19 protein-coding genes are annotated in these 19,170 nt (G+C 67.0%); 6 read left to right on the top strand and 13 right to left on the bottom strand.

The annotated features are described in order from the left end of the window. Together V6M63_RS11265 and V6M63_RS11260 are read right to left on the bottom strand one after the other, a co-directional pair. Nucleotides 1-1,650 carry a hydantoinase B/oxoprolinase family protein gene (locus V6M63_RS11265; protein WP_332741799.1) on the bottom strand — a complete coding sequence of 550 codons (1,650 nt, stop codon included), beginning with the start codon at nucleotides 1,648-1,650 and terminating at the stop codon, nucleotides 1-3. Then, nucleotides 1,647-3,746: a hydantoinase/oxoprolinase family protein gene (locus V6M63_RS11260; protein ID WP_332741797.1), complete on the bottom strand. Its 2,100-nt coding sequence runs from the start codon at nucleotides 3,744-3,746 to the stop codon at nucleotides 1,647-1,649. Before V6M63_RS11260 ends, V6M63_RS11265 begins: the two co-directional genes overlap by 4 nt. 156 nt (nucleotides 3,747-3,902) lie before the next feature. Here V6M63_RS11260 and V6M63_RS11255 point away from each other — a divergent pair, with 156 nt between their 5' ends. Further along, nucleotides 3,903-4,412, top strand: coding sequence for a winged helix DNA-binding protein (locus V6M63_RS11255; protein WP_056270323.1), 510 nt, complete (start codon nucleotides 3,903-3,905; stop codon nucleotides 4,410-4,412). Between the two features lie 55 nt (nucleotides 4,413-4,467). Here the strand turns inward: V6M63_RS11255 and V6M63_RS11250 are convergent, their stop codons facing one another. From V6M63_RS11250 to V6M63_RS11215, 8 genes are all read right to left on the bottom strand, one after another. After that, nucleotides 4,468-4,863, bottom strand: a complete 396-nt coding sequence (locus V6M63_RS11250) for a YciI family protein (RefSeq protein ID WP_332741793.1) — start codon at nucleotides 4,861-4,863, stop codon at nucleotides 4,468-4,470. Next, the gene (locus V6M63_RS11245; RefSeq protein WP_332741790.1) at nucleotides 4,860-5,249 is read right to left on the bottom strand and encodes a nuclear transport factor 2 family protein; all 390 of its coding nucleotides are present in this window, start codon (nucleotides 5,247-5,249) and stop codon (nucleotides 4,860-4,862) included. Before V6M63_RS11245 ends, V6M63_RS11250 begins: the two co-directional genes overlap by 4 nt. A gap of 12 nt (nucleotides 5,250-5,261) precedes the next feature. Continuing rightward, a complete protein-coding gene (locus tag V6M63_RS11240; protein WP_332741789.1) occupies nucleotides 5,262-6,455 on the bottom strand; it encodes a flavin-containing monooxygenase in 1,194 nt (397 codons plus the stop codon). Between the two features lie 82 nt (nucleotides 6,456-6,537). Beyond that, nucleotides 6,538-7,806 carry an RNA polymerase sigma factor gene (locus V6M63_RS11235; protein ID WP_332741788.1) on the bottom strand — a complete coding sequence of 423 codons (1,269 nt, stop codon included), beginning with the start codon at nucleotides 7,804-7,806 and terminating at the stop codon, nucleotides 6,538-6,540. Nucleotides 7,807-7,816: 10 nt separating this feature from the next. After that, nucleotides 7,817-8,227, bottom strand: coding sequence for a VOC family protein (locus V6M63_RS11230; RefSeq protein ID WP_332741787.1), 411 nt, complete (start codon nucleotides 8,225-8,227; stop codon nucleotides 7,817-7,819). A 21-nt stretch (nucleotides 8,228-8,248) separates the two neighbouring features. Beyond that, nucleotides 8,249-8,692, bottom strand: a complete 444-nt coding sequence (locus V6M63_RS11225; RefSeq protein ID WP_332741785.1) for an SRPBCC family protein — start codon at nucleotides 8,690-8,692, stop codon at nucleotides 8,249-8,251. A gap of 11 nt (nucleotides 8,693-8,703) precedes the next feature. After that, complete coding sequence (locus V6M63_RS11220) at nucleotides 8,704-9,135, bottom strand: YciI family protein (protein ID WP_332741784.1); 432 nt, start codon at nucleotides 9,133-9,135, stop codon at nucleotides 8,704-8,706. A 78-nt stretch (nucleotides 9,136-9,213) separates the two neighbouring features. Further along, nucleotides 9,214-9,567 carry a YciI family protein gene (locus V6M63_RS11215; RefSeq protein WP_332741782.1) on the bottom strand — a complete coding sequence of 118 codons (354 nt, stop codon included), beginning with the start codon at nucleotides 9,565-9,567 and terminating at the stop codon, nucleotides 9,214-9,216. A gap of 193 nt (nucleotides 9,568-9,760) precedes the next feature. On the opposite strand from V6M63_RS11215, the gene V6M63_RS11210 reads away from it, so the two are divergent. Then, the gene (locus V6M63_RS11210; RefSeq protein WP_332741780.1) at nucleotides 9,761-10,795 is read left to right on the top strand and encodes an endonuclease/exonuclease/phosphatase family protein; all 1,035 of its coding nucleotides are present in this window, start codon (nucleotides 9,761-9,763) and stop codon (nucleotides 10,793-10,795) included. Between the two features lie 6 nt (nucleotides 10,796-10,801). Here the strand turns inward: V6M63_RS11210 and V6M63_RS11205 are convergent, their stop codons facing one another. Then, complete coding sequence (locus V6M63_RS11205; protein ID WP_332741779.1) at nucleotides 10,802-12,013, bottom strand: tetratricopeptide repeat protein; 1,212 nt, start codon at nucleotides 12,011-12,013, stop codon at nucleotides 10,802-10,804. 136 nt (nucleotides 12,014-12,149) lie between these two features. Between V6M63_RS11205 and V6M63_RS11200 the strand changes: the two genes are divergently transcribed. The 3 genes from V6M63_RS11200 (at nucleotide 12,150) to V6M63_RS11190 (ending at nucleotide 15,086) form a co-directional block, all read left to right on the top strand. After that, nucleotides 12,150-13,043, top strand: coding sequence for a LysR family transcriptional regulator (locus tag V6M63_RS11200; protein WP_332741777.1), 894 nt, complete (start codon nucleotides 12,150-12,152; stop codon nucleotides 13,041-13,043). Nucleotides 13,044-13,137: 94 nt separating this feature from the next. Beyond that, a complete protein-coding gene (locus V6M63_RS11195; RefSeq protein ID WP_442909576.1) occupies nucleotides 13,138-14,118 on the top strand; it encodes a Bug family tripartite tricarboxylate transporter substrate binding protein in 981 nt (326 codons plus the stop codon). A 5-nt stretch (nucleotides 14,119-14,123) separates the two neighbouring features. Further along, nucleotides 14,124-15,086, top strand: a complete 963-nt coding sequence (locus V6M63_RS11190) for a succinylglutamate desuccinylase/aspartoacylase domain-containing protein (protein ID WP_332741919.1) — start codon at nucleotides 14,124-14,126, stop codon at nucleotides 15,084-15,086. A 43-nt stretch (nucleotides 15,087-15,129) separates the two neighbouring features. Here V6M63_RS11190 and V6M63_RS11185 read toward each other — a convergent pair whose 3' ends face one another. Beyond that, nucleotides 15,130-15,894 (bottom strand): enoyl-CoA hydratase, encoded by a 765-nt coding sequence (locus V6M63_RS11185; protein ID WP_332741776.1) that lies wholly within the window; start codon nucleotides 15,892-15,894, stop codon nucleotides 15,130-15,132. Nucleotides 15,895-16,082: 188 nt separating this feature from the next. On the opposite strand from V6M63_RS11185, the gene V6M63_RS11180 reads away from it, so the two are divergent. Further along, complete coding sequence (locus tag V6M63_RS11180) at nucleotides 16,083-18,338, top strand: patatin-like phospholipase family protein (protein ID WP_332741775.1); 2,256 nt, start codon at nucleotides 16,083-16,085, stop codon at nucleotides 18,336-18,338. A gap of 7 nt (nucleotides 18,339-18,345) precedes the next feature. Here V6M63_RS11180 and V6M63_RS11175 read toward each other — a convergent pair whose 3' ends face one another. Next, nucleotides 18,346-19,167, bottom strand: coding sequence for an acyl-CoA thioesterase (locus V6M63_RS11175; RefSeq protein WP_332741773.1), 822 nt, complete (start codon nucleotides 19,165-19,167; stop codon nucleotides 18,346-18,348). Nucleotides 19,168-19,170 lie beyond the last annotated feature (3 nt).

Here is a 19,170-nt window from a genome sequence, read left to right as displayed (position 1 = left end):
TCAGCAGGGGAGTGACACGGTGACGGGCGAAGATGCACGAAGCAGCCCGTCGGCAAGATCCGCTTCGACCTGTGATGACGGGCGCTTGCGGGGGTCCCCGCTGCCGCCACCACCGGGCGTCTGAATGACAAGGCGTTGACCCGGCGCAATCTCCTGCACGCCCTTGCCGCGCAGCGTCTGGCCGGTTGAAAGACCAATGAAACCGGCCGCGCCGTTGCCCCCACCATCGCGGCCGCGCGGCGGATGGGCGATGCGGTCGAAGGAGGCGAGGATCTCGAATGGCTTGCCGCAGGTGGATTCCACCTCGATCACCTGGCCGAGTCCGCCGCGCTGTTCGCCGTCGCCGCCGGAGCCCTCCCGCAGCTCCTTGCGCCAGAAGATCAGCGGCGTCTGCGTCTCGGCGATCTCCACCGGCGTGCCGTTCAGGTTGGTGGGAAACGCCGTGGCGGAGAGGCCGTCCTTGCGCTCGCGTGCGCCGGTGCCCCCATTGCTGGTGAAGCCCATGGTGAAGCCGTAGCGCCCCTGGGCGGCATCGGCGGTGGGCCCACGCAGCGTGAGCAGCCACACGCACGACGCCCCTTCGGCCGGCACGCGCTCCGGCACGATCTGGCGCAGACAGCCGAAGACCACGTCGGGCAGCATCTGGCCGATGACGTGGCGCGTGGACACCGGCGCTGGCGCGGGCGCATTGAGCACGCAGCCCTCGGGCGCGGAAACGGAAAACACCGACAGCGAGCCCGAGTTGTTCGGGATGTCGCCAGCCACCGCACAGGCCAGGCCGAACATGGTGTACGCGGCGGCGTAGTTGATGGGCACGTTGATGCCGCGCGTCGACATGGGCGAGGTGCCGGTGTAGTCCACGTGGATGCCATCGCCTGACACCGTGAGGCTGGCCACGAGATCGATGGGTTCGTCGTAGCCGTCGACGGTCATGCGGTTGGTCCAGGTGCCCTGGGGCAGTTGGCGCACGGCGTCGAGCACGGCGGCGCGCGAACGCTCCATGATGAAGTCCGCCAGCGAATCGAGCGTGTCGAGCGCGAACTCCGTCATCATTTCAACGAGCCGTTTGCACGCCACGTCGTTGCACGAGGCGAGCGCGTAGGTGTCGCCCTCGGTTTCCATGGGCTGGCGCGTGTTCGCGGCGAGCATCGCCATCAGGGTTTCATTGGACTGGCCCTGCGAGAACAGCTTGAGCATGGGAATGAACAGACCCTCCATGTGCACGTCGGTGCCGTCGGGGCCGAAGCCCAGGCCGCCGATGTCCATCACGTGACTGGTGGCGCAGAACAGCGCGACCGGCTTGCCGGCAAGGAAGCAGGGCGTCACCACGACGAAGTCGTTCAGGTGCCCGGTGCCCTTCCAGGGGTCGTTGGTGATGAAGACATCGCCTTCGCGCATGTCGCGCAACGGGTACCTGCCGAGAAAGTGCTTGACGGATTCGGCCATGGTGTTGACGTGTCCCGGTGCGCCGGTGATGGCTTGCGCCAGCATGCGACCCCGGGTGTCGAACACGCCGGCAGAGAGGTCGCTGCACTCACGGACGATGGCGCTGAAGGCGGTGCGCAGCAGAACCTGGGCCTGCTCCTCCACGGTGGCAATGAGGCGTTGCCACATCAGTTGATGTTCGATGGCGGTTCGGTTGCTGTTCATGCGTTCACCTGAGTTTTCAGTTGGCGGTCAAGGACGAGATTGCCGTGGCGGTCCACCTGCGCGCCGAACGAGGCAGACACGAAGGTGGTGGTCTGGGGTTCCGTGATCAAAGCCGGTCCCTGGATGAGCTGCCCCATGTGCAGTTGCGCGCGCTCGAACACCGGAATGGCGATGCGCTGTGCCGTGCTGCCGTCGAAGTAGTCGCGGTGCCCGGCGGGAATGGGAGGCGCGTGGCTGACAGCGACGTCCGCTGACGGTGCGCTGGCTTCGGGATGGGTCGTCACCAGAACGGCCCAGGTGAGTATTTCCACTGACGCACCCGGAATCGCGCGGCCGAAGAGTTTGATGTACGCGGACTCGAAGGAGCGACCCAGCAACGCCACGTCTGTGTCGGTCAATCGGTGCACCGGCGCCGGGATGGCGATTTCGTGGCCCTGGCCCACGTACCTCATGTAGGCGATGCGCTGCGTGATCAAGGGTTGGTCGGGTGCGCCTTGCCGCACCAGTTGCACCGCCTCGGCGGCCATCTGGCCCAGCATCCCCTCAGCCTGTTCCACGTCCAGGACACCCAGCAGCGAGTGGCGGCTGCGCACCACCTCGTAGGAAATGGGCGCACGCAGGAATCCGATGGCCGAGCCCACACCGGCATGGGGTGGCACCAGGATGCGCTGGACGCCGGTCTTTTCGGCCACCCGGGCCACATGCAGTGGCGCCGCACCGCCGAACGCAATGAGGGTGTGGTTGCCAATCGTTTTGCCTTTCTCGATGGCGTGCACGCGCGCGGCGTTGGCCATGCTTTCGCACACCATTTCGTGCACGCCGAAGGCGGCCATGTCGCTCGACAGATCAAGCGGAGCGCCGATGCGGGAGAGGGCCCGGCGCGCGGCCGACAGGTCCAGCGGAACGGTGCCGCCCGCGAAGCCGTCGGGATCGATCAAGCCCAGCACGGCGTCGGCGTCGGTGACGGTGGCTTCGATCCCACCCCGCCCGTAACAAGCAGGGCCGGGTTCCGAGCCGGCACTTTGAGGCCCCACCTGGATGTTCTTGAGCGCATTGACCTGGGCAATGGAGCCCCCGCCTGCGCCGATCTCGAACAGGTCGATGACCGGAATGCGCAGTGGCAGCCCGCTGCCTTTCTGGAAGCGGGCCGAGCGGTCGACTTCGTACACCCGGTCGGTGTCGGGCGTGAAGTCGTCCATGAGGCAGATCTTGGCGGTGGTGCCGCCCATGTCGAACGCGGCGACGGTGGCTTCGCCTGCGCGGCGCGCCACATCGGCGGCAAAGATCGCGCCGCCCGCCGGACCCGATTCGATCAGCCTCACCGGGAACCGGCTCGCCGTGCTCAGCGAGGTCAGGCCGCCGTTGGAGGTGACCAGGTAGAGAGCGCCCTGAAACCCGGCCGCATCCAGGTGTTCGAGCATGCGGGTGAGGTACTCCGACATCTGGGGCTGCACATAGGCGTTCGCCACGGTGGTCGACACGCGTTCGTACTCCCGGATTTCGGGACAGACCTCGCTGGAGATCGAGACATGCAGCGTTGGCAGGGCGGCCAGCAAGGTGCGCCTGGCGGCCTGCTCATGCTCGGGGTTCACGTAGGCGTGCAGAAAGCAGATGGCCAAGCTGGTGACACCGGCGGCCTTGAGCGTGTCGATGTGCGCCAGCAAGCCCGCTTCATCGAGCGGCAGCGCGGCGCGCCCGTGCACGTCCATGCGCTCCTGGACCGGCAGGCGCAGGCTGCGAGGCACCAGGGGAGCGCGTCGCTCCATCTGAAGATCGTATTGGTCGAAGCGGCCTTCGGTCCCGATCTCCAGCACGTCCCTGAAGCCCTCGGTGGTGATCAGGGCGGTCACTGCGCCGCGCCGTTCGAGCACGGCATTGGTCGCCAGCGTGGTGCCGTGCACGAACACATCCACGTCCTTCAAACCCAGCCCGTGGCGCGCGAGCAAACCACTGGCACCGTCGAGCACGGCCCGTTCAGGGGCAGAGGGGGTGGTGAGCACCTTGGTCGTGGCAAGCGTGCCGTCGGCCAGCTCGATCACGAGGTCGGTGAAGGTGCCTCCGATGTCGGCCGAGAGGCGCACCCTGGAGTGGGACATGGCGCTCAATCACGCACTCCCGAGGTGCGGAAGTGCACCAATAACGGTAAAACGTGTGCGAAAATATATGTGTAATACATGTTTGATAACAGGATAACGTTGGGAATTTCCTAATGTTATACGATCGAAATCACACCGATATAAGGGTTTACGCGTATGAACAAGCCAAAGAAGCCGCTGGTCCTCTCACCTCATCTCGTTTCGCCCAAGGGCGCAGAGCTCAGTGAGTTCGAGTTCGCCATGGTGGTGTGCTGGAACGCCTTTACGCGCTGGCTGGTCAAGGGCGCCTCGGCCACCGGCGTGGGCGACATGACCTTCATCGACGTGGTGGTGCTGCACCAGCTGAAACATCGCGCACGAAACAAGAAGGTCGCGGACATCTGCTTCGTGCTGAATTTCGACGACGTGCACGTGGTGACCTACTCGCTCAAGAAACTGGTGGCCAGTGGCCTGGCGGTGGGCGAGAAGGTGGGCAAGGAGGTGCTGTACCGAACCACCGACGCGGGCGAGGCCGCGATCGAGGCTTATCGCGAAGTGCGCGAGCAGTGCCTCATGAGCAACGTGGACGAGGCCTTGAACGCGCAGTTGCCCGAGATGGTGCGCTTTCTGGGCGGGCTGGGTGGCCTCTACGAAAGGGCCGCGCGCTCGGCCTCGTCGTTGCGCTGACCGACCTTGCCGTCGGCATCGAAGCTGGGCCGCGCGGTGGTTTCAGGCCATCGCGTTACGCGGCGCGCCCAGGCGTCTCGCTCGTCAGCGCAAACGCGCTGGCGCGCACATGCTCGAAAGGCCGCACTTCGTATTCGAGGCCGCAGGCCAGGCAGGGGTTGTCGGCCGAGATGCGCGCGGCCTCTTCCAGGCTGTTCGCGCGGATGAACCAGAAACCGCCGACCACTTCCTTGGCCTCGGCGAACGGGCCGTCGATGATGCGCTCGCGCGAGACCAGCTTGCCTTCACGCGCCAGGCGCTGCCCCGAGCGCATCACGCCTTTGGCAACCAACTCGCCGTGCCATTCGTAGAAGCGGTCGATCGTGGCCTGGATCTCTTCGGGCGATTTGTCGGCGTCCCACTGCCCGCGCGAGATGACGAGGAACTCCAGGGGAGGATTCTCCGAGCTCATGTGGCGGCCCCGGGGGGTGGCTGGGGCGTGCGCTGCGCCGGGTCGTAGAAGAACTGCTCCTGCACGATGTGCTCGCCTTCCCAGCGCTGCCAGGCCAGCTCTTCCATCTCGGTGACCGAGTCGTCCTGCCAGACGAAGCGGAACACCCAGCGAATCACCACGTGGTCACCGTTCACCAGGACCGGTCGCACGCAGCGCGATTCGATGGTGGTCGCGCGCGCCATCACCTTGCGCTCGCCCGCCAGCAACTGGTCGCGGCCCACGCGTGGCGGGGCCTGGTTTTCCTGCATGGAGGCGTGCGGCGCGTAAAAGTCGGCGATCGCCTGGTCGTGCGCGTTGCTCTCCACCAGGGCAATGAAACGTTCGAGGGTGTCGGAACTGGGCATGCGGGGTCGCTTTCAGATGGGATGAACCGGCGCGGGCGTGTGGCTGCTCACGCCACCGGCAGGACAGATGTGCTCCGCCACCGTCTGCGCCTGCGCGGCGATCGAGCGTAACAGCCCGCCGGGCTGGCGCACGTCGAACCCCACGAAGTACACGCGGGCGAGCGCGCCCTGCCCCACCACTTCGGGGGGCATGCCGCGTGCGTCCAGCGGCAGGGGCGTGGCGGGAAACAGTTCGCCCAGGGCTGCGTCGTAACCGGTGGCCAGCAGCACCGAATCGAACGGGTGCTCGGTGCCGTCGGTGAAGCGCACGCCGCCGTGCAGAAGCGTCTGGACACCGGGGTAGACCTGGATGTCGCCGTTCTTGATGCGCGCGACCGTGCCCACGTCGATCACCGGCGTCTTTCCGTCTTCGCGCAACTGGCGCAGCGGTGACACCGCGGCGGTGTGCAGACCGTAGCGGCCGAGGTCGCCCACGCTGAGGTTGCGCAGCAGCGTGGCCGCCGCATCGCCCAACGCAGGCGGCAGCCGGCTGAGCAGGATGCTGGAGAGCTGGGTGGGCCGACCCAGCACGTCGCGGTAGACGATGTTGAGCGGCGAGCGCACGGAGAGTGCGGCGCGCACGCCGTGTTCCACCAGGTCCAGCGCGATCTCGGCCCCGGTGTTGCCCATGCCCACCACCAGCACGCGCTGACCGGCAAACGGCTTGGCGTTGCGGTACTCGCGGCTGTGCAGCACGCGCCCACCAAAAAGCTCCTGGTGCGGCAGCGTGGGCGCGCGCGGGCGGCGGTTGGCGCCGGTGGCCACCACCACCTGGCGCGCGGCGATCAGCCGCCCACTCGCCGTGCGTGTGAGCCAGCCCGTGTTCCGGGGTCCGGGTTCGATGCTGACCGCGGTCTCCCCCAGCTCGGGGTCAATGCCATGGTGATCGGCGTATCGGGTGAGGTAGTCCACCACGCCCTGGCGCGACACATAGCGCGGCGCGCTGTCGGGAAACGGCAAGCCCGGCAGCGCCGAATGGGTTTTGACGGTGTGCAGGTGCAGGCGCTCGTAGTGGTGGCGCCAGCTGGACGCCACCTCGTGGGCCTGATCGATCACCAGTGCCCGGGTGCCGCGCTGTGCCAGGCAGGCCGCCGTGGCCAGCCCGGCGGGCCCGGCACCGATGACGAGCGTGTCGGTGTCGGTGCGGGTGGTGGATTTGGGGTCCATGGACACGGGGTTTTGTGTCCAGTGTGGCTGGCGCGTGCGCGACACGCCATGAGGGCTTACACCCGAGCCAAAGGACCTCAGATCAGCGCAAGCTGTCCGCCCGTTCCAGCAGGAAAGTTCGCTCCCGCTCGTTGCCGGCCAGGGCGGCCGCGCGTTCGAACTCGGCGCAGGCCTCGGCCCGCCGCTCCAGTTGGGCCAGCAGGTCCCCACGCACGGCGGGCAGCCAGTGGTAGTTGCGCAAGGCCTTGTCGTCCAGCAGGGCGTCCACCAGGGCGAGCCCCGCCGCAGGGCCGGCGTGCATGGACACGGCCACCGCACGGTTGAGCTCCACCACGGGGGAAGGCGCCAACCTCGCCAGCTCACCGTAGAGCGAGGCGATGCGCGCCCAGTCGGTGTCCCGCGCGTGGACCGCGCGGGCATGGCAGGCGGCAATGGCGGCCTGCAACTGGTACGGCCCCGCCGCTGGCGCCAGCGCTTCGGCACGCACCAAGGCGGCCAGACCGCGGTGGATGAGCAAGGCATCCCAGCGGCTGCGGTCCTGCTCGGCCAGCAGCACCGGACGGCCTTGCGCGTCGGTGCGCGCGCTGGCGCGCGAAGCCTGTATTTCCATCAGCGCGAGCAGCCCTTGCACCTCGGCCTGCTGCGGCGCAATGCCGGCCAGCATGCGGCCCAGGCGCAGCGCCTCGTCGCACAGGGCCGGGCGCATCCAGTCGCTGCCGCTGGTGGCGGTGTAGCCTTCGTTGAACACGAGGTACACCACCTCCAGCACCGAGGCCAGGCGTTCACCCAGCGCCTCGCCGCGCGGCACTTCGTAGGGCACGCCGGCCTCGCTCAGCGTCTTCTTGGCGCGCACGATGCGCTGCGCGACGGTGGCCTCGGGCACGAGGAAGGCGCGCGCGATCTCGTGCGTGGTGAGGCCGCCCAGCAGCTTGAGCGTGAGCGCCACGCGCGCGTCGGTCGAGAGCACGGGGTGGCAGGCGGTGAACACCAGGCGCAGCAAGTCGTCGCCGATCTCGTCCTGCCGGGCTTCGTCCAGCGCGTCCACGAAATCGGGCACGTGCGTCTCGCCCAGCGCGTGCATGTCGGCGGCGATGTCCTCGTGCCGGGCCTCGGCCATCTGGCGGTGGCGCAGATGGTCGAGCGCGCGGCGCTTGGCGGTGGTCATGAGCCAGGCGGCCGGGTTGTCGGGCACGCCCTGCGTGGGCCAGTGTTCGAGCGCGGCCAGCAGCGCGTCCTGCGCCAGCTCTTCGGCCACGCCCACGTCGCGCACCACGCGCGCCACGTGCGCCGTGATGCGTGCGGACTCAAGGCGCCAGACGGTGGCGATGGCCTGGTGAACACCGGAATGCATGCGTCGGAATCTACATCTGTTCCGGCGCAGCGCTCATGTCCATCCAGCACACCTCCCACTGGTGACCGTCCAGGTCGGTGAAACCGTGCTGGTACATGAAGCCGTGGTCCTGCGGGGCGTTGGGCGTGGTGGCACCGGCCCTCACCGCCTTGGCGACGATGTCGTCCACTTCCTCGCGGCTGTCGCACGAGAGCGCGATCAGCACCTCGGTGGCCTTCTTCGCGTCGCAGATCGGCAGCTTGGTGAAGCCCTGGAAGAAGGGCTCGACCAGCAGCATGGCGTAGATGTTCTCGGCGATGACGAGGCAGGCACCCTGCTCGTTGGTGAACTGGGGGTTGAAGTCCAGGCCCAGGGCCCGGAAGAAGGCCTGCGAGCGGGCCATGTCCTTGATGGGCAGGTTGACGAAGATCTGGCGCAGCATGGTGGTTCTCCCGTCGTTGGTTCAGTTCGTGCCTTCGCACAACTTCTTGAGGCTTTCCAGGGCTTGCGGCCAGACCCTGGCCATCATGTCCTCGTAATCGCCGAACACATCGGTGTCGACCTTGACGCGGGTGCCGCCACCCTCGTCGGTGAAGGTGTAGTTCTCGAAACAGGGCGCCCAGGCGCGCACCGCGTCGCTGGTGGTGTCTTCCTTGCCGTTTTCGATGAATCCCAGGTGGCGGATGGACACGAATTCGGCGGGGCGGTGTTCGGCGATCTCGGACACCATGCCATTGCCGGCCGGGTCCAGGAAACGGATCGCGTCGCCCTTTTTCCATGAACCTTCGAACCGCGAGCCTTCGCAGAACGCGCTGGTCCATTGCTCATAGGTGGGTGACTGAAGCATGGTGGTCCAGACGCGCTCGCGCGGGGCCTGGATGAGGATCTCGAAATGTTGCGTCTTCATGGTGGGTCTCCTCAGCGTTTGTTGCCTTGCATGGCGTCGAGTTTCTTGAAATCCTCCAGCGGCTGGCTGGGCGGGAAGTCGTCCATCTCGTAGAGCTGGCGCAGCTCGATCACGGCCTCCTTGCCCCGGCCGGCCGGGTTGGGGAAACGGCGGCTCCATTCCAGGGCTTCCTCGCGTGATCGAACCTGGATGAGGGTGTAGCCGGCGATGAGTTCCTTGGCCTCGGCAAACGGGCCGTCGACGACGCGCTTGCTGCCGTCGGCGCTGTAGTGCACGCGCCAGCCCTTGCGGCTGGGATGCAGGCCCGAGCCGTCGAGCAGCACGCCGGCCTGGGCCAGATCCTCGTGGTAGCGCACCATCTCGGCCATGAGCGCTTCGTCGGGGGCAGGGCTGGTTTCGGCTTCGAACTCGTCGCAAGACTTGACGATGATCATGAATCGCATGGGCTTCTCCTGGTGGGTTGGGTGGGTGTCATGGACTCCAACCGCTACGACGAACCAGCCGCGGCGTTTTCGACAAGGTCACTCGTAACAAGGGCCCACAGCCCGCACTTCCACCGTGGCCCATTCGGCCGCCGGGCATTCGCGGGCGATGGCCACCGCTTCATCCAGGCTGGCGCAGTCGAGCAGGAAAAAACCGCCCACCATCTCCTTGGCCTCGGCAAACGGGCCGTCCATCACTTTCGCCTGCCCTCCGGCGGTGGACACGCGCACCGCGCTCGCCTGCGAGACCAACGATTCCACCGCCTTGAGCTTGCCTTGCGCCTGCAGGACTTCGCCAAAGCGCTGCATGCGGCCGTAGACCTCGCGGCCTTCGGCTTCGGTGCGGGTGGCGCGCTGCGTGGTGGGTTCGATGATCAGCAACATGTAGGACATGGTGGTCTCCAGGACGGGGGTGTTGAAGCAAGCTGAACATCCTAGCCGCACCGTGACCCGAGCGCTTGACCTGCGCCCGCCCTGGGTGGCGCGGCACAACGCCTGAACCGCCGGGCGCCTTCCCTCATTTGAGGGTGGTTTTGTCATGTGGCGGGCGCACAGTGGAGGCCTTGGCCATTGCAGGAGAGACACCATGAATCTGCGCCAGCTCAGCATCGCGTCGTTCAACCTCTACAACCTGAACGAGCCCGGCCTTCCGATGTACACCGACAAGACGGGCTGGACCCAGGCCGAGTACGACCGCAAGATCGGCTGGACCGCGCACCAGCTCCAGTCGCTGGACGCCGACGTGTTCGGTCTCCAGGAAATGTGGAACCCCGTGTCGGTACTGCGCGCGCTGGCGTCGGCCGGCGTGGCAGACAGCTACGACCTGCTGGCACCGCCCAACGCCAACGGCAAACGCATCGACTGTGGCGCCCTGGTGCGCAAAGGCTTGCTCACGGGTCAGCCCGAATGGATCACGAAGTTTCCGGAGGGCTTCGTGCTGCGCTCCACCGGCGACGACCCCCAGACACCCGCCATCAGCGTGAACATCCAGGGCTTCTCAAGGCCGGTGCTGCACTTCACCATCCAGCCACGCAGCCCCGGCCCCGAGGTGCACGTGTACGTGTGCCACTTCAAGTCGAAAGGGCCCACCAAGGTGCACCACGAGAAATGGTACGGGGCCAACAAGGCGCTCTACGGCAAACACGCCACCGGCCTGGGCGCGGCGATCTCCACCATCCGGCGCACGGCCGAGGCCACGGCGCTGCGTTTCCTGTTGTCCGAACACATGAAGGGCAACGACACGCCGGTGATCGTGCTGGGCGACATCAACGACGGCCAGCACAGCAACACCGCCAACATCCTCACCGAGCAGCCGCGCTACCTGGTGGGTGAAAGCAAGGGCGGCGGTGACACATCGCTCTACACCGCGCAGACCCTGCAGGAGTACCGCGACACGCGCGACGTGTACTACACCCACGTGCACCAGGACATCCGCGAATCGCTCGACCACATCCTCGTGAGCCAGGAGTTCTACGACAACAGCAAGAAGCGCCAGTGGCTGTTTGACGGCCTGGTGATCAACAACGACCACCTGAACTTCGAGGACCACAAGGCCCTGGGCACCGGCGACCACGGCGTGATCCGGGCAACGTTCAGGTACAGCCCGGCGAAGGTGGTCTGAGCGGCATCAGGCGCTGGCCACCGGCTCCAGCAGCACATACAGACCCATCACCGGCTTTTGCTGGTCTTCGCGCAGCGGGGCCTGCCAGCTCTGGCGAACGCGAAAACCACCCAGTTCGGCCAGACGATCGATGTAGGCAGGTGAGTGGGCGTAGCGCAGGCTGGGCAGCAACTTGAGTTCACTGCCATCGGTGGAGAGTTCGACCGAAAACGCAAAACACCCGCCGGGCTGCAGGCGCTCACGCACGGCCTCGAACACCGCGTCGAGCGCACCCACGTAGATGAACACATCGGCGGCCATCACGAGATCGACCGGCTCGGTGCTCTCGCGCAGGAACGCCAGCAGATCGCCGTGCACGACGCGCCGGTAGGCGCCGCTGGCCCGGGCCTGGGCCACCATGGCGGACGACAGGTCCACGCCATCGACCGCACCGGCCTGCGCCTGGATGAGGCGGCCGCACAGGCCAGTGCCGCAACCCAGGTCGAGCACACGCTCGAACCGCTGACCACTGGCGCGCAGTGGCGCCAACAGGGTTTCGTGCGCCTGGTAGTGCAGTTGCTCGACCAGGTGCGTCTGGAAATCGTCGGCGTATTCGTCGAACAAGGCTTCCACATACAGGGCGGGCGGATGGGCCGGCACAGGGCCACCCTGCACCGAGGACAAATAGAAACGGTTGAGCGATTCATCACCCCCTTCGGCCAGCGCCTGCTCATAGCAACGCGCGGCCTCGGCATGACGCCCGGTGTCGCGCATCAGGCTGCCGCGCTGGCTCCAGGCTTCGGCCAGGGTGGGCTCGATGGCGACGGCCTGGTCGAGCGCCTGCACTGCCTCCACCGGCTGCTGCAGGCGCAAGCGGCACATGGCCAGCGACAGCCACAGTTGCCCGGTGCTCGCGCCCAGGCGAATACCTTCTTGCAGGGCAAGCGCAGCTGCGCTCCATTGCGACAGCGCTTCGTGGGAGAGCCCGAGCGCCACCCAGGCGTCGCGGTGCGTGGCGTCGGCCCTGGTGGCCTGCGTGAGCGTGGCCACGGCCTCGGGCCACTGGCCCAGGCGGCACTGCGTCACGCCCAGGTTGGCCAGCACCGAGGGGCGCCCCGGCACCAGGGCCAGCGCGGCTTGGTACTGCACCGCGGCGTCTTCCAGCCGGCCCGCCTCGAACAAGGCGTTGCCTTCAAAAAAGTGGGCTTTGGCCTGTTCGATGGGGTCGGAGATGCTCATGGCGCGACACCTTACACCACCGCCCTCACCTGTTCGGCCACCGCTGCGGCGAACAAAGGCACAGGCATCTACTCAAAACACACATCATCATTTCGACGCATCATGTGCCATCCGTTTTGATGAAGGACAACCGACCATGCAGATCAAGTGGCTCGAAGATCTGATCGCCCTGGCCGAGACAAGGAGCTTCGTGCGTGCCGCGACACAGCGGCATGTGACCCATCCGGCCTTCGGGCGGCGGATCAAGAGCCTTGAAGAATGGGCTGGCGTCGATCTGGTGCTGCGGGAGGGCGGCCCGGTGACACTCACGCCTGCCGGTGAGACCTTGTTGCAGCATGCGCGCCAGGCCGTCGAGGCACTCGCGGCCGCACGCACCGAAATCCTGGACCAGGCGCTGCCGAGTCAAAGCGTGCTCACGCTGGCCACCGGACGCACCCTGGCCCGAACCCTGGCCGCAGACTGGTTGTGGCGCATCAGGGCGCACACCGCCGGTGCGCGGGTGGTGGTGCGCACCGGCTCGATGGCCGAGACACTGCAGCGCTTCGAACGAGGCGATGCCGACTTCATGCTGACGTATTACCACCCGGCGATCGCCATGCGCCTGCAACCCTCTCAGTATCTCCAGCACACCATGGCGCACGACCGGTTGGTGCCGGTCTCACGCGCCAGCGCGGGCGGCAAGACGCTGCACCGCTTCTCGTCCAGCAAGCCAGTGCCTTACCTGGCCTACGCCAACACCCTGGCGCTGGGGCAACTGGTGTCCGACCACCTCTCGAACCATGCACAGGCGCCCCGCCTGGAGCCCATCCTGCAATGCGACTCGGCCGATGCGCTGCTGGAATATGTGCTCAAGGGCCTGGGCGTCGCATGGCTTCCTTGGTCACTGGCGGTGGGCGCGCACAAGGAAGGAAAGCTCGCCCCTCTTGCAAGCAAGGCGCTGGAAATCGCTTTTGAGGTGCGCATGGTCCGCACCAAGCGGCGCCTCTCACCCCTGGCAGAGACGCTTTGGGAAATTTCCGCCCCGGGCTGACCTCATGAACAAAAGCACCGGTTTGTGCCGTTTCGGCACACTCACGAGAAGACATGGATCCAAGAATCGCTGCTATTCACAACAGGAGACAGACATGCGATTCATCCCCCCACTCCTTTCGACGGCCCTGTCGGTGGTCCTGGCCGCGGGCCTGGCGCCGATGGCACATGGCCAGACCGACACGTATCCGGACCGTCCGATCACCGTCGTGGTGGCCTACCCACCAGGCGGCAGCACCGACCTCACCGGTCGGGCCGTGGCCGATCAGTTGTCGAAGAAGCTCGGTGTCCCGGTCGTGGTGGAGAACGTGGGTGGCGCCGGCGGGGCCATTGGCGCGCAGAAGGTTTCTCGCGCGACGCCTGACGGGTACACGGTTCTTCTGGGCGCCAACAACGAGATCGCGATCAACAGGCTCATCTCGCCTGCGGTGAAGTACAGCTACAAGGACTTCACGCCGATTGGACTGGTCGCCTCCCAGCCCATGGTGCTGGTGGCCTCCATCCACAGCGGCATCAGGACGGTCGACCAGTTCATCAGCACGGTCAAGGCCAAACCCGGCAAGTACATCTACGGCAGTTCGGGTGTGGGAACGGCGCTGCATCTCTCGGCCGAAATGGCCAAACAGCAGGCAGGTCTCTTCATGTCGCACATTCCCTACCGGGGCGTCGGACCGCTGACGACAGACCTGTACGGTGGCACGGTGGATTTCGGCGTGTACGTGCTGTCCAGCGGGCTGTCGCACATCCGCGGCGGCAAGATGGTGGCACTGGGCATCACCGAGAAGAAGCGCTCCGCCGTGGCACCGGATATCGCACCCCTGGCCGATCACCCGGCGCTCAGCAACATGGACATCGGGGTCTGGTTCGCCCTCATGGCGCCGCCCAACCTGCCCGAGGCCATCACGGCCCGCCTGCGCAAGGCGCTGGCCGAATCCCTGCAGGCACCCGAGTTCCGCAAGAAACTGGAGGACAGCGGCTCCACCGTCGCGCCGCCCAACGTCGAGATGGGCAAGTTCCTGGCGGACGAGACGGTGAAGTACCAGAAGATCGTGACGTTCGCGAACATCAAGGAGTGAACGGCATCGTGTTTTCGCTGACCCCTCCCGATCTCGGCCCCTGGCGCGCCGGCAACACCGGTGTCGAGGGCGTGTGGCACTTCGACGCCGAAGCGCCGGGGCGCCACGTCATGCTCACGGCCTTGGTGCACGGCAACGAACTGTGTGGTGCGTGGGCCTTGAAGGACCTGCTCGACGCAGGCATCCGGCCCGATGCGGGTTCGCTCACCCTGGCGTTCTGCAACCTGGAAGCCTTTGACTGCTTTGATGCGGGCGACAGCGACGCCTCCCGTTTCGTCGACGAAGACATGAACCGGCAATGGGTGCCGGAGCGGCTGGCACAGGCCCACACACGCGAACGCCAGCGCGCGGCCGCGCTGGAGCCCTTCGTGAAGCGCGCGGACTGGCTGCTGGACCTGCACTCCATGCACGAGCCCGGCCAGCCGCTGTCGCTGGTGGGGACGCATGCCCGCAACCTGGAACTGGCGCGCCAGATGCGCGCCCCCGCGCACGTGGTCGTGGACGCGGGCCACACGGACGGCGTGCGCATGCGCGACTACGGCCGCTTTGGCCTGCCGGACAGCGATCAACCCGACACACGCTCGCTGCTCATCGAGTGCGGGTACCACGGCGACCGGGCCAGCCTTGACGTGGCCCGCGACCAGTGCGTCCGATTTCTGATTCAGGCCGGCACGGTCTCGGACTCATCTGCGCTGCGGTCGATGCCGGGCTGGAAGATGCCCGACACCCGTCCGCAGTGGGCCTTGCATGTGACCGGTGCCGTGGTGGCCCGAAGCGAGCGCTTCTTCTTCACCCAGGGTTTCCAGGGTCTGGAGCTGATACCCCAGGCCGGCACGGTGATCGCGAACAACGACGGCGAGCCGGTGACGACGCCACACGACGACTGCGTGCTCGTGATGCCGTCGACGCGGCAGGCGCGCCCGGGCGTGACGGTGGTGCGGTTCGCTCGCATGGAAGCGCTGGACTGACCACGGCGCGCCATCGCTATACGTGCGACGTCCTCTGGGCCGATCACACCTTCGAAAAGTCCGGCTTCCTGCGTTCCATGAACGCGCCGAACGCTTCCTTGGCCGCGGGCTCGCCCAGCATGCGACCGAAGCTCGCGCCTTCTTCGGCCATCACCTCCAACACCTGCTTGAGCTGGCCCTTCTTCATCAGGCGCTTGGTCTCGATCAAGGCGGTGATGGGCTTGGCGGCCATCTTGCCCGCCACGGTCTGCGCATAGCCGGCCACTTCCAGCGGCGGCAGCACGCGGTTGACCAGGCCCACTTCGAGGGCGGCCTCGGCCATGAAGGGTTCGCCCAGCAGCAACGCCTCGGCGGCGCGGTGATAGCCCAGCATCTGCGGCACCAGCAGGCTGCTGGCCGCCTCAGGGCACAGGCCCAGGTTCACGAAGGGCATGGAGAAGGCGGCGTTGTCGCCCGCGTACACCAGGTCGCAGTGGAACAGCATCGTGGTGCCCACACCCACGGCCGGGCCGCACACGGCGGCGATCAACGGCTTGGGAAACTGCGCAATGCCGCGCAGGAAGCGGAACACCGGTGAATCGGTGGTGGCCGGCGGGTTGTTGAGGAAGTCGCCGATGTCGTTGCCGGACGAGAAGATGGTCTCGTTGCCCTGGAGCACCACGCAGCGCACCTGCGCGTCGTCCTGCGCGGCCTGCAGCGCGTCGGCGAGGGCGCCGTACATGGCGGCGGTGATGGAGTTCTTCTTGTCCGGGCGGTTGAACGTGAGGGTGCAGACGCCGGCTTCGGTGTGGACGAGGATGTCGCTCATGGTGGATGTCTCGTGGTGCGAAAGGGAAGTCGCAAATTACCACGAACGGGCGTGCTTTTCTGGGTCGCGCTCCCGATGTCTGACCGGTGCGTGACAGCGTGTATCGGTACCTCTTTGTGGCCGATGCCCCGCCTACACTTGGCCGCACATCCCGGCGCCTGGACGCCGCTTCTGCACACAGGTGTTTCATGCGCTCCCGTTCCATTCTTCTGATCCTCGCCACGGTGGCGTCCCTGTTCGTGCCACTGCCCTCGGCCGCCCAGGGCAGCAACGACGGTGAACGCCCTCGCGTGGCCCTGGTGCTCTCGGGCGGCGGTGCGCGCGGGTTTGCGCACGTGGGCGTGCTCAAGGCGCTGGAAGCCGCGCGGGTGCCGGTGGACATGATCGTGGGCACCTCGATGGGCGCGATCATCGGCGGGCTCTACGCCAGTGGCATGAAGGCGGACGATCTGGAGCGCGAGATCGTCGAGGTGGATTGGGGCGGCCTCTTCAACAGCCGCGAGCCGCGCCAGTTGCTCTCGCAACGCCGCAAGGAAGAGGACTTCGAGCTCTCGCCGGTGCTGCAACTGGGCTTTCGCGACGGCGAGTTCCAGCTGCCCACGGGCGCCGTGTCCAGCCGCTCACTGGAAATGCTGCTGCGCCGCTACACACTCTCGACCCGGCACCTGGAATCGTTCGACCAGTTGCCCACACCGTTTCGCGCCGTGGCCACCGACATGGAGACCGGCCTGGCGGTGGTGATGGACCGGGGCGACCTGGCCGCGGCGCTGCGCGCCAGCATGTCGGTGCCCGGCGTGTTCTCACCCCTGTCGATCGACGACCGCATCCTGGGCGACGGCGGGCTGGTGAACAACCTGCCGGTGGACGTGGCGCGCGCCATGGGCGCCGAGGTGATCATCGCGGTGAACATCGGCACCCCATTGGCCGGGCGCGAAACGCTGGGCACGGTGCTGGGTGTGACGACGCAGATGGTCAACATCCTGACCGAACAGAACGTGCAGGCCAGCATCGCCACGCTCACGCCGAAAGACCTGCTGCTCGCGCCTCCACTGGGCAAGCTCACGTCCAGCGACTTCGACAAGGCGGTCGAACTGGTGAAGATCGGCAACGAGTACGCACGAACCGTGAGCGAAGCGCTCGCGCGCTTCGCGGTGGACGAACGCCGCTACGCGGGCTGGGTGAAGTCGCGCAGCGCACAGGCGCTGGCCAACGCCGATCGGGTGGGGCGGATCGGTGCCATCCGTTTTGAAGGCGTGAGCGAAGAGCGCGCGGCGCGCCTGGCCAGGACGCTGGACACCGAGCCTGGCCAGCGGCTGGATGTGCCCAGACTCGAAGCCGATCTGCAGAAGCTCTCGGTCAGCGGCGACTACGAACGCATCGACTACACGCTGAGCCGGCGCGAGGACAACGGCACCGAGGACCTGACGATCAAGCTGCGCGAAAACGCGTGGGGCCCGAACTACCTGCGGGTGGGCCTGGACCTGCGCACCGACTTCCAGGGAGAGGGTGCGTTCAACCTGCGCATCAGCCACAACCGGCACTGGCTCAACGAAAGCGGGGCCGAGTGGCGCAACCGGGTGCAGCTCGGCGAAACGGTGGGCCTGTACTCCGAGATCTACCAGCCGCTGGGCGTGAACAGCGAACGCTTCGCGGCGGCCTACGTGGACACCAGCATCAACAAGGTCGAGCTGTTCAGCGACGAGGGTGATGCGCTCGCGCTGGTGCAACGACAGGGCGTGACGGTCGGAGCCGACCTGGGCTGGCCCATCGGCCTGCGTGGCACCGTGGGCGAAGCACGGCTGGGTGTGGTGGCCAGTGCGCGGCGGGCCCAGCCCGAACTGCTGTCGGCAGCGATACCCGCCGGTGTGGGCACGGTGCGCTGGACCGAGCGTGGCCTGCGTGCCGCCATCATGGCCGACCAGCTCGACTTCGCCAACTTCCCCTCACGCGGCTACCGCGGACAGGCCCAGCTCTCGTGGGGGCGGCGCCAGGTGGACGGCGGCGAGACCAGCGACTTCACCCGGCTGGAGAGTTCGTTCACTGCGGTGAAGAGCTGGGGCGTGCACAGCTTGAACGTCGGCGGTCGACTCGCTTACACCAACCACATCCCGCTGGCCGCCATCGACGAGTATTCGCTCGGCGGTTTCCAGAACCTCTCGGGCTACCGCACGGCACAGGTGGCGGGCAACTACCTGCTGTTCGGTCGCCTGACCTACTACCAGCGCCTGCCCTACTCGGTGGGTGTGGCGCGTGCCTTGTTCGTGGGTGGATCGCTCGAAGCCGGCAACGCCTGGACCGAACGCAGCGACGTCACGCTGCGGCAGTTGCGCGGCGCCGGCAGCCTGTTCGTGGGGGCGGACACCGGCATTGGTCCGCTGTATCTCAGCATCGTGAGCGCGCCCAAGGGCTACACCGGGCTCTACCTGTTCCTGGGTCGCCCCTGAACAGGCGTCATTCCTTGTAGTAGACGATCTGGTGCGTGGTGGCCAGCAACACGCCGGCCTCGTTCCAGAGCTGCGCGGTCTGGTCGAAGAAGCCGTTGCGGAACGCCTGGCCGCGCGCCTGCGCGAGCAGCCAGCCCGAACCGGTGGCGGTGTGCTCGGCCGAGCCGGCGTGGAAGTACACCGTCATCGACACCGTGCCCGTGGGCACCGGCTTGGCACGGCGCAGCCAGATGCGGGGGTAGAACACGTCGGCCAATGCGGAGAGGCTTGTGAAGTCGAGCAGGCGCTGGGGCTCGTCGCGCACCCACATCTGGATCAGGCTGCTGTCGCCCTGGCCTTCCCAGACTGTGGGCAGCGCACCGGTGATGGGGTGCATGGCATAGCGCTGCACCCACGCCACCGAGCGCGGCAACGTCATGCGTGGCACGGCGGCGGGCGCGGGCACGGCGGGCATGGGCTCGTCGTCCACGCTCCAGGTCTCGCGCCGCACGGCGGTGACGGCCGTGGCGGTGAGCACGGTGGCCGGCGCGCCGTTGGCATCGGGCTGGGTGATCTCCATCACCCAGTGCTGTGTCGAGCGGTTGGTGCGCACAGGGCGCGCCGTCACGGTGAAGGCACCATCGGCCAGCGCGGCCGCGTAGTTCACCGTGAGCGCAATCGGCTCGCCGAGCCGCTCGGGGTGCTGCATCACCGACTGCGTCACCGTGGCCGCGGTGATGCCGCCGAACGGCCCCACCATGTTGCCGTAGGCGGGCGAGGTGGCGCCGCTGTACTGGTGGGCGCCGGTGGGCTGCAGCGCGACGGCGTGATCGAAAGAATGCATGGTCATGCG

The organism is Hydrogenophaga sp., from assembly GCF_036675665.1.
Lineage (GTDB): Bacteria > Pseudomonadota > Gammaproteobacteria > Burkholderiales > Burkholderiaceae_C > Hydrogenophaga.
The sequence above is the reverse complement of the archived record's forward strand: the minus strand, read 5'-3'. Positions and strand labels throughout refer to the sequence as shown.